Below are 10,998 nucleotides of genomic sequence, written 5' to 3' on the forward strand. Positions count from 1 at the left end.
TCGTTCGGGGCCATCACCCGCAATCGATAACCTGATATTATCATATCTTTCACAGAGTGAATCGAAGATTGTCATCAGACTGTCAATTTGATAGATGTGATACAGTATTTTTGCAGTCCCGATTCGGATAAGACTATCATTTCTTTTTTGCAGTTTTGGACTGAAAAGATCGAGGTCGATACCGAACGGTATAACCGTCACCTTATCAGCGTATTGTGGGAAAAGCTGGTGACAGCGTGCAAGCAGTTTCTGCGAAGTTGCGCAAATTCGATCGGCCTTCTTGAAAACATACCTGAGCAGCATCCGATGAAGAATGGATTTCTCCGGAAACTCAAAGATATCAGTACCCCAAACTGACACTATCAATGGATGATGTCCGCTGAGGGCTCCCAGTAAGCCGTAACTAGTGGCGTAGTGGGCGTGCAGGATATCCGGTTTAATTCGTTTCAACTCTTTTTTAAGATAGCTTAGAGTGAGAAGGTAACAGAGCTTGTTTTTGGCAGGCGGCCTGAGGAACTCGAAGTCATCACTTTCCAGTTCTGGATTCCGGCGATGAGAATAGACTTTTATTTGAAGTTTGTCCTTCAGAGAATTGTACCATCTCAAAGTATGCCAGCTATGCGCCGAGGATAGAAAGACCGCTTTCATCGTTTTTGCCCCCTGTTAAGATAAGCCCTGGCACGCTCCCGGATCAACCGCAGGTCATCCCCGGAAGGAATCATAAAGTCGAGCACACGCATCCGGAACTTGAATTTGATAATCGCCAAAAGAATTACCTGCGCCAGTATGTATGAGATACTGCTGGCCAGTGCCGCCCCGAGATGTTGATAGCGTGGAATTAATAAGAGATTGAGCAGAACCGATGATGTCACCGCTATCGAGGTGCAGATGGATTGAACCAATGGGTATCCCAGACCGGAGATTCCCGATGACAACACTCTGAAAGTGGAGAACATTACTATCCCGGGCAGTAGAATCCAGAGAGGTTTGATCGCGGCTATGAAAACCGGCGGGAAAAAGATCGGAATCAGAATCGGTGCCGCCACCGCCACCACGATCGCGGAAAACAAAGTAAAGGCGAAACTTATTCGGCTTACCCGTCCAATCAGTATCCAACCTTGAGCATGGTCCCGCCGCGAAGCATGTGGAAAGATGACATACGATAATACTATCGGCAGGAAAAAGAGCATATCGCCGAAATTAATCGCTACTGAATATATCCCCGCCCACGACTTACCCATGAAGTAGTTCAAAAGCAAAAGGTCTATCCGGGTCGCGATCAGCTTGGTCAGGTTGCCAATTTGTCCTTGTACACCATACGCCAGAAAGTCTTTGATCAAGCGCGCGTTCGCCATCGGGCGAAATGCCAAACTGAAGTGTTTTGCGAGGTAGACGGCAGACAATATTCCAGCCAGCAGAAATGCAGCAATATGAGCCCATAAAACTCCGGCTGTCGAGGGCAAAATCCAGATCATGAACACCGCTGCAAACCCGACGAAGAGAACGCTCTCGATCAGTGTAAAAGTATTCCCGATTCTGATTTTTCCACTGCCGTTGTAAACACCCAGTTGAAAGGAAAAGAAACGATCGAACGGAACCAGCAAAAAGGCAATAATCAGCACTCCAAATCCGATCTGTCCGAAAATCGGCCGTGCCAGGTAAAAGACCGGCAAGAGCACGATCGTCCCGCCCAGCACCGCGGTTAGCAGGTACACGAGTGTATTTGACCAGATCTGTTGAAGCGGGTACAGCTTTTTGCCAATATGATATATTATCGCGCGTTCGAACCCCATCCCGACAATGACAGTCACCACGCTCATTGCAAACATGGCGATCTGCAATTCGCCCTTGGAGGATGCGCCCAGATAATTTGCAACGAGGATCTGGACTAAAAATGCGCATGAGTAACTTAATACCCGAATCAAAAGGGTATGGAGGCTGTCTTTTAAAAACATCTACAGCTCCCGATCCACAGCCGTTTAGGAAAAATATTCAGTTAATTTCTGAACTACGTACTCTTTTTCTTCATCGGTCAGATCGGGGAATATTGGAATCGAAAGCACCTGCCGGGAGAGACGTTCCGCCACCGGAAAATCATCGGAATCATAATTCAAATAGCTGTAACATTTCTGGGCATGAAGCGGTACCGGATAATAGATAGCGCAGGCTACTCCATTGTCATTAAGGTACTCAATCAAGTCATCGCGCTTCTCAGTAGCTATCGTGTACTGGTTGTAGATATGGTAACAATTGGAATTTTCCTTCGGCAGAGTGAGCGGCAAACCTGACAGTTTTTGATCGTAGAAAGCGGCATTGGCTCTTCGCTTTTCGGTCCACTGATCGAGATATTTCAGTTTGACTGAGAGAATTGCGGCCTGGAGAGTATCCAGCCTGCTGTTGTAGCCTATGTATGAATGATAGTATTTTGGATTCGCACCGTGATCTCGCAGACTCTTCATGAAGGTCTGTTTGTCGAGATAATTGGAGATTATCATTCCACCATCACCTGCTCCGCCCAGATTTTTAGAGGGGAAAAACGAGAAGCAACCAAACTCACCCATGGTACCGGCCATCTTATCTTTGTAGCGCGCGCCGATAGCCTGGGCAGAATCTTCGACAATCATCAGGTTATGCTTCTTTGCAACCTCCGTGATTGCACCCATGTCAGCGCACTGGCCGAAAATATGAACCGGCATCACGACTTTAGTCTTCTCTGTTATTGCCTGTTCAAGAAGATCTGGATTCAAATTACAAGTTTCATCCTCGATATCCACAAAGACCGGTGTTGCGCCCAGGCGGGAGATCACACCGGCCGAGGCAAAAAACGAAAATGTCGAAGTAATGACCTCATCACCCGGATTCACACCGCAGGCCCTGAGAGCGATTAACAACGCGTCGGTTCCGGAAGCCACGCCAACGGCATACTTGGTTCCGCAATATTCCGCGATCTCATCTTCGAATTTGAGCACCTGGGGACCCATGATGTATTTCGTATCCTCGAGCACCTCTGCCACGGCACGATCCACCTCTTCTTTTATCTGATGGTATTGTCTTTTCAAGTCGAGCAAGGGAACCTGCATTATGTCTCCTTATGAATTAACTGTTGCGCTTCTTTTTGAAACCAAACAGGTCTTTGCGCAGGGATTTCAAAAGTGTACTGATATCCTGGTAGTTTTCTGGATTAGTGTGGCTGTACTCCTTCCAGCGGTCACCGGCGACAACCAGGACAGTCGAGAACATCGCGCTCAGAAAGAAAGCCGTCAGGACGATCATTACCCCGCGCGGCCTGACATCCTCATCCGGCATTTTGGCCCAGTCCAGAACAGAGATCGTGGGAGTGTCCTTGGCTTCCATGATTTTGGCCTGTTCGTATTGAGTAACCAGGACCTCATGGAGCGACTCCTCGCGCTTCAAGTCACGCATCAATTGTAAGAAGCGAATGGACAGCTCGGGAAGCTCATTAAACGGGATCGCCAGAAAAGCTGTCGATGAATCCTCGGGTCCGGACACGCCCTCCTGGATCTGCATCAGCCTGCGCTTAATTTCTTCGACTTTATAACGCAGTTTTATCACATCCGGGTGATCAGCTGAATGAGTGTGCTCCATCACTTTCAAGTTGATCTGCTCCAGTGTCAACTGGCTGTACAAATCAGCGGCGGCCTGGATAGAGGCGGCGGTTTGATTGTCGATCGAGATCGCTTTATGCTCGCGCTGAAATTCCTGTAATGCGACTTCCGCCTGCCCCAATTCGCGTTCATTTTTCTGTAGTTCCTCTTTAATGAAGCGCTTTAACTCACGGGCTTTCTGGGTTTTGTGAAGGCGATTGATATTGTCGAGGGCAAGTGCGATTGTATTGGTAATATCAGCAACTAAATCCTGATGTTTAGATTCGTAGCTGATTTCTATAATTCCGTCGGCGCGAACATGGACATTGATATTATCCAGAAAGTGTTTAACCGCATCATCGCGATCATCAGCGTCAAAGACCTCCACCAGTTTGAGCGAATCGACAACATATTCCGCTACAGTCCTGCTTTCGGCAATGGAAGCCAGCAAGTCAGATTGAGAAGCCATCACCGGCAATGCGAACCCGCCCCCGGATAACATGGCGCTCTTCAGCCCCATCGACATTGCCAGTTCGCTGAAATTGTCGGACTTCTCCGGTGGCAATAGAACCACCGTGGCACGATACCAGTGAGGTAAAACCAATACCAGCACGACAGCCAGCACCGAGACAACAAAGGTATTGATGATTATCCGCCTGCGATGGATAATCACCGAACGCATGATGCTTACAAACAGGTTTTTATTTTTTTCCATGGTCTAATCAATAATCCTGTCGACTACGTAATAGACTGTGGCGAGATTGGCCAGAAACAGCCCCACATCTTTTGTGACCTCCCACCAGTCTGTAGGACGATCCCTCGGCACAAGTATTTCATCACCGACTTCGATTTGGTTTTTTGAGGACGGTTTCAGGATCGAACCGGAACCGCTTTTGATAATCCTGACACCGCCTTTATCAGCGCCGGTACTGAAGCCCCCCGCTTTTTCTATGTAGTAGTCGATATCGGCTGATTCACGATATGATATCAAACCGGGTTTGACAACCCGTCCAAGTATTCTGACTGTATTTGAATATTTCGGAATAACTACCCTGTCACCATCCCGCAGGACAACATCCTGAGTCATTATATTGTCAATAAACAATGCCTTGAAATCGACTGACACTCTTCCCTGCTTGGGATCGCTCTTCTGGATCAGGTACTCGCGTTCAAAATCTGAAATCTGTTCTTCCGATGACAGCTTGATTCTGCGATCGAGCTCGGTATCCTCGATAGCGGAATAACCTGCCCTGAACATCTCCGCCTCATCCAGGGAAGCCTGCGGGGTAAAACCGCCAGCCATAGCGATCACCTCGGTCAAGGTAGTGGTGTCTTCTTTAATCGCGTAAACACCCGGATACCTGACTTCGCCATCGAGAATGACCTGCGCCTTGGCATGGAAATTTGGATAGGACCTGATAAACAACCTGTCATCTACATTCAATTCCAGATTGCGGGGTGAGTCCGGATCTAAAAGGACACCCTCGAGATCGATCGCCATCCTGATCGTCGAATCGGTAAGCGGATCGATCCTGACGAGAACCGCCGACGATGGGTCGGCATCGACAGTCAATCCACCTCCCAGAAGAATCAATTCGCGCAGACGGTCGCCCTCGGCATATTCATATTCGCCCGGAAACTTAACTGCTCCGTAGATCTCCACCAGCCCGATATCCCTGTATTTTGGTGGCACTACAATTTTGTCACCCTCAATCAAGTATGGATTGCTGTTGGCTTGACCGCTACGGGCATACAAAAGGACATCAACGTTGATCAGTGAATCACCCCGGAACAGCCGGATATTGCGTTCGGAAGCACGGTTTTCAAGGCCTCCCGCAAGCTTGAGAGCTTCAGTCACACGATCCATCGAAGAAACTGTGAAGATACCGGGATAATTCACCTCGCCATCGACTGAAATCTTGAGCTTACGCAGTTTTGAAAGCGTGATCGAAATTTCCACGTTGCGATACCGTTTCTTGAGCGCCGCGCGGATTTTATCCTTGGCTTCGGAAAGGCTGATCTGCCCCAGGTCGACTTCCCCGAACTCTGAAATCAGGACAGATCCTTCGGGAGTAATCAAAATCTGCTCTTCACGGGAAAACGCGCCATGGAAAAACACGGTAAGCTGATCACCCGGACCAACTATGTATTCGTCTGGATCGACAATTTGATCCTGGGCGGTAAGATCGCGTTCAGAGGCAAATTGTTTAGCACGATCGATCGCTTCCTGCTTGCGTTTTTCTAAGATTTCGCTCTCTGATGGTACGATTTTGACAGGCATCTGGGCAACTGCCAGTGTGGCCCAGCAGATCACGATCAGAAGTGCGATGAAAGCCAGGTTTTTTTTCATAAATCCCACTATTTCAAGACCTTAATCGGAGCATGATAAATCTGTCCAATGGATTTGTCAAGCCAATTAATAGACCTCGTGTAACAGGTCTATACCTAATTATAGTGCATAATCAGCGCCTGGTTTCGAGAAAGTGAGATTGAATATCCATTATATCAACATTCGTTTATCGCGACCATCAAGATGCGATGAGATCTGTGTCTACCGCATCAGGATTTATTTCTGCATCTCGCTGATCTTATTCTTGAACTCATCCAGGAGACTGCGGGCACGATTTTTATCGCGGGCTTCGGCATGGATATGAAACAGATCTTTTTCACGATCCGGTGCCACCAGGACCCAGCTCCCGTTGCGCAAGATCCGGACACCATCGACCAGTTGCCGGTCCTCGTCGACAGTCTGTTCGATCAGGTTACGCATGACCTGACCTTTTTTGCGCCAGTGACAGGGTACATCCTCGGAAAGCATAATCAAGTCTTTGAATTTCTTTCGTAACTCGGCTGGTCTGTGACCGGAACGAGCAATCAGTTCCAGAAATTTTACAGCCGCGAACATGGCGTCAGCACCGAGCTGAAAACCGGGGAAGATAAATCCGCCACGTGTACCACCCACAAAATCGACATTGATACGAGACTTGGCATCCATCATGGCATGATGATCGTTGCGCACGCGCACGACCTCGACCCCGTATTGCGAGGCGATTTCCTCGACCGCCATAGAAGCCACCATCGGGACAGCAATCTTATGGGCCTGGTTAGTGGCCAGAAACATATCGGTCATCATCAGAAGCATTAGCTGGTCGGAAACCTCTTCGCCCTCGCGGTCGATTACGCGCACTTTCTCGGCATTGTTGTCGAGCATGATTCCGATATTGGCATTCAGCGACTTGACAATTACCGACAATGTGTTCAGTGACATCTGTTTTTCTTCTTTACTCATCGTGGCCCGGCTCGGATCGATATAGGCATTCAGAGAGATCACCTCACAACCGAGCTCACCAAACAAGGCCGGGAAGATATCCACCGCTCCGCCGTTGGAATAATCTATTACGACTTTGAAATTATGCTTGCGGATGGTATCGACATCCAGGGCCTTGATAAAATTTTCACGGTATGCTTCGAGAACCCGCACCGGAAACTCGATTCGTCCGACCTCGTCGATATCGGCCCGCCGGAAATCTTCCCGTAAAAATAATCGTTCCAGCGATTTGGTTTTGGAAGTCGGCAGATCCAGCCCGTCGTCGCCGAAGAAAATCATATCCTGCATCTTGGCTTTATAGGGTGTCTGACGGAAATGTGTTCCACCCGAATGGCGTCCGGTGGAAAGCTCAAAACGCACCACCGGGATCGGCAGAGTCTGAAGATCTTTGACATTGACCCCGGCCGAAATCAAGCCGGCACCGAATGCGCGCTGAAGCATACGAGAAGAATGCGAGACATCCCTCGACAATATAACCGAAGATCCGGGCCCAAGCATAGCGCCGTAGGCGGCCCCCAGCTTGGCGGCAAATTCAGGAGTCAACTCGAGGTTGCCCAAACCGGTCACCTTGGCATCGGTGAACAGTTCGCGGTTCCATTTTTCTCCCCAGACAAGACTGGTCGAAACCACGGCTCCGTTTTCAATCTCCTTTTTGGGCCAGACCTTGACATTGGGCCTGATATCGACCTCATCTCCGATCTGCACGGATTCGGAAATGATCGCGTTTTCGTCAATATGAACCTTCGCTCCCAGCCGGCAGTCGTTGAGGATAAGCGCCTGGTTGATTTCAGCCTGCTCGCTGACCACGGTGTCGTGCCAGATCACGGAATTAGAGATCTTTGACTTGGCACCGATAATGCAGTTGTCTCCAATTACAGTATTGGAAATCTCGGCATCCGGTTCGATGGTAACATTGTCGCCCAGCGCCACCACATTTTCATATTTCACGGAATCATCGACCTGGATGTTTTTGCCGATCCAGAGTATCGATTTCTCATGTTTTAAGATATTGTATCCGACATCGATCGAAACTTCGCCCTTGAGAATATCCTGGTGAGCGCTGACATATTCGGAGATATTACCAACATCGCGCCAGTAGCCATGGATATTGCACCCGTAAAGTTTTTGCTTTTCGCTGAGCATCTTTGGAAACAGGTCGCCGGAGAAATCATAGAAAGTTTTGTTGGGGATCTGTTCGGTCACTCCCGGTTCGAGGACATAAATCCCGGTATTGATCTTGTCTGAAAAGACCTCCCCCCAGGTCGGCTTTTCGAGAAATCGGACTATCTTGTCATCATTATCGGTGATAACAACGCCATAGGAAAGCGGGTTTTCCATCTGGGTCAAAACCATGCTGGCATCGGCCTGCCTCTTCTCGTGAAACTCGATCACACTGGACAGATCGAAATCCGTCAATACATCGCCGGAGATGATCAGGATCCGTTCGCCTTCGAAGAAATCCTCGTAGGCATTGCGCACCGATCCTGCCGTGCCGAAATCATCCTCTGCCAGCTTATACTCCATTTTCACACCGAAATCCTTGCCGTCTCCAAAGTAGTCCGTAATAGCTTCCGGCTGGAAATACAAAAGTGACAGGATATGATCGAACCCATGTTTCTTGAGCAGGTTAACAACATGTTCCATCATAGGTTTGTTACACATCGGCACCATTGGTTTCGGCACCCCCAGAGTGAGAGGCCTCAAGCGTGTTCCAAATCCTCCGGCCATTATGATCGCTTTCATGATCTTAACCTCGTAACTTTACTTCCCTGTAATCAGTCCCGATTATCCTTTCGAGACCTGTCACCACCTGGGAAAGATTATCATATTCATAAAACTTGTTTCCATTTTGCTTCAGGTGCTTGGCCAGATCGTCCTTGGCGAAGATCAGATCCGCCTCGCGCACTCCGCAGATATCAGAAAAACCGTCTCCGATATATATTACACGATCATCCGGACGCTTGAGTTCGCGGATACGATTACCCTTGCAGTTTCCGCACTCGGGACAGTCTTCGGAATAGTACGGAAGCTCGATCTCAAGGCCATCCCCTGTAAACACGGCGCGGTTAGAAAAAAAGGGGACGTTTCCAAAACCATACTTATTCAGGATATGTTTGATATAAAAATCCAGCCCGTCACTAAGAATATACATCGGCAGGTTGTGGCTATTACAATAGTGGATAAGTCTTTCAAATCCCGAATCGATTTCGAACCTGTCGACATAATCCACAAAAGCGTCATAGTCACCACGGCACAGACGGGCTTCCTCGGTAAGGCAGGTGTAAGACGACACCTCGCGGTCGAGCCAGCGCTTGACCACAGGCTCGTTTTCACCATCCGAAAAAAACGTAAAAAAACGATTGCCGACATCATCGGTGGTAATCGTAAAATCAAAGTCGATAAATATAGAATATCCAGTCATTTCATTACCAGTCTTTAGTCCCGCTTCGGAAGCAATATAAGCACCAAAGTACAGCTTGCCAAATTTTATTATCCCTGCCGGGTATATTCATTCAGAAATGATCTTGTCTGGCCGACAATTTTCGAATTGGCCTGCCGGAATTGCATCTGATTCAGGTAAATCATAACAACCGGGTAACGCTTCTGTTCCGGCGTCTTTATCAAAAATCTGTTTAGCCCCGATCGGTTCAGCTTCCAACGGGGGTCAATATCTGCCTGTAGAGATCTTGGTCGGTCAGGATTTCACGTGCTTTTTTGATGACCGGATCGTGGCGGAGCGTGTATTTCTGGTACATTTCAGTTTTTGAGAATACCAGGTTGCTGACGATGCGATTCAGATTTTCGAAGACATGTTCTTCGCTTTTACGCCACAGTTCATCACGGGCATCCTCGAGCTCCCGGTGAGTTGAGCGCATAATCTCAGACTTCAGCAAATTTGAATCGATCCGTGCTACGGCCTCTTCGACATTTCTGAATTTCTGCTGAAGTTCGAATGGATAATCGAATCCGTGTAATTGGAGATATTCGCGAAACTCACCCATTACGGAGCTGTCCAGCGGGAGCGAGAGGCTGTCACGCCTGCCATTCAGGTATTCAACTGCGAAATCGAAGTAATATCCGCTGTAAACCAGCCAGGTTTCTAAAATATTGGCCTCTTTTTCTGTAACAACGATATCTGGTACAATTCCTCCACCGCCGTAAACCTCACGTCCTCCCAGTGTCCGATAGGTTTTCTCGATCTGTTCATCGGTGTAGGAAACGTTGCGTGACCATTCTTTGTCTGTAAATTTCTGGATTATCCGGCCCGAGGGCAGGTAGTACTTCGATACAGTAATCCTGAATGCCCCGCCATCGGGAAGCGACGCCATATTCTGCACCAGCCCCTTGCCGAAAGTCGTATCGCCGATTACAACGGCGCGGTCGTAATCCTGCAGTGCCCCGGATAAAATCTCGGAAGCCGAGGCCGATCCGCCGTTTATCAAGACAGCCATCGGAATATCGGCATACTGTCCCTCTACGAAGTTCGTAATTTCGAAATTCTCGGTGAAAGAACGCCCGCGGGTTGATACTATCAATTCTCCCTCCGGTATAAAAAGCCCCGTGATTGCTACCGCAATCTCCAAAAAACCTCCAGGGTTTCCACGCAGGTCGAGAATCAGGCCGCGCATACCCTCTCGCCTGAGAGAATCGAGCGAATTAGCCAGTTCGTTGAAACTGTTCAGCGAAAACCGAGTCAGGCGGACATAGCCCAGAGAGTCGATCATACCTGAAAAATCGACCGAATGGAGCTGGATTGCAGATCTCTCGATCTTCACCGCGAACTCCTCATCCAAACCCGGTCTCCTGATTCGTAATTCGACTTCTGTACCGGACGCACCGCGTATATAGTCAATAGCATCATTCGGGTCGAGAGTGGTAGCATCGACGTCATCGATCATAGTAATCTGGTCACCCGAGCGTAAGCCGGCCTCGTCGGCCGGTGAACCGGCAATAGGTGAAACGACCGTTAAAAGTCCGTCGCGAACGGTAATCTCTACCCCGATTCCATGAAACTCACCCTGACTCTCCTCTTCATAGTAATGATACTGACGGGGTGGAATATAA

9 protein-coding genes are annotated in these 10,998 nt (G+C 48.6%); all 9 read right to left on the minus strand.

Annotated features, from left to right (window positions below; all coding sequences use genetic code 11):
• Positions 1-648 (minus strand): glycosyltransferase (locus tag GF404_10510; GenBank protein ID MBD3382612.1); only part of this gene is annotated, 648 nt, incomplete at its 3' end.
• On the minus strand, positions 645-1,955 hold the full coding sequence (locus GF404_10515; protein ID MBD3382613.1) for an oligosaccharide flippase family protein: 1,311 nt from the start codon (positions 1,953-1,955) through the stop codon (positions 645-647). The genes GF404_10510 and GF404_10515, both read right to left, overlap by 4 nt.
• A 24-nt stretch (positions 1,956-1,979) precedes the next feature.
• A complete protein-coding gene (locus GF404_10520; GenBank protein ID MBD3382614.1) occupies positions 1,980-3,080 on the minus strand; it encodes an aminotransferase class I/II-fold pyridoxal phosphate-dependent enzyme in 1,101 nt (366 codons plus the stop codon).
• Positions 3,081-3,096: 16 nt separating this feature from the next.
• Positions 3,097-4,320, minus strand: coding sequence for a hypothetical protein (locus tag GF404_10525; GenBank protein ID MBD3382615.1), 1,224 nt, complete (start codon positions 4,318-4,320; stop codon positions 3,097-3,099).
• A 3-nt stretch (positions 4,321-4,323) separates the two neighbouring features.
• Entirely contained in the window at positions 4,324-5,955 is a 1,632-nt protein-coding gene (locus GF404_10530; GenBank protein ID MBD3382616.1) for a hypothetical protein, read from the minus strand.
• Between the two features lie 216 nt (positions 5,956-6,171).
• The gene (locus GF404_10535; GenBank protein MBD3382617.1) at positions 6,172-8,676 is read right to left on the minus strand and encodes an NTP transferase domain-containing protein; all 2,505 of its coding nucleotides are present in this window, start codon (positions 8,674-8,676) and stop codon (positions 6,172-6,174) included.
• Positions 8,677-8,680: 4 nt separating this feature from the next.
• The gene (locus GF404_10540) at positions 8,681-9,355 is read right to left on the minus strand and encodes an HAD-IB family phosphatase (GenBank protein ID MBD3382618.1); all 675 of its coding nucleotides are present in this window, start codon (positions 9,353-9,355) and stop codon (positions 8,681-8,683) included.
• Positions 9,356-9,442: 87 nt separating this feature from the next.
• On the minus strand, positions 9,443-9,592 hold the full coding sequence (locus tag GF404_10545; protein MBD3382619.1) for a hypothetical protein: 150 nt from the start codon (positions 9,590-9,592) through the stop codon (positions 9,443-9,445).
• Positions 9,582-10,998, minus strand: a 1,417-nt coding sequence (locus GF404_10550) for a PDZ domain-containing protein (protein ID MBD3382620.1), incomplete at its 5' end; no start/stop codon positions are given. The genes GF404_10550 and GF404_10545, both read right to left, overlap by 11 nt.

Source organism: Candidatus Zixiibacteriota bacterium, assembly GCA_014728145.1.
GTDB lineage: Bacteria > Zixibacteria > MSB-5A5 > JAABVY01 > JAABVY01 > WJMC01.

Excerpts from the sequence above, each read along its gene's own strand:
- GF404_10535 (MBD3382617.1), bottom strand. The coding sequence starts at position 8,676 with ATGAAAGCGATCATAATGGCCGGAGGATTTGGAACACGCTTGAGGCCT.
- GF404_10540 (MBD3382618.1), bottom strand. The coding sequence starts at position 9,355 with ATGACTGGATATTCTATATTTATCGACTTTGATTTTACGATTACCACC.
- GF404_10530 (MBD3382616.1), bottom strand. The coding sequence starts at position 5,955 with ATGAAAAAAAACCTGGCTTTCATCGCACTTCTGATCGTGATCTGCTGG.
- GF404_10515 (MBD3382613.1), bottom strand. The coding sequence starts at position 1,955 with ATGTTTTTAAAAGACAGCCTCCATACCCTTTTGATTCGGGTATTAAGT.
- GF404_10520 (MBD3382614.1), bottom strand. The coding sequence starts at position 3,080 with ATGCAGGTTCCCTTGCTCGACTTGAAAAGACAATACCATCAGATAAAA.
- GF404_10525 (MBD3382615.1), bottom strand. The coding sequence starts at position 4,320 with ATGGAAAAAAATAAAAACCTGTTTGTAAGCATCATGCGTTCGGTGATT.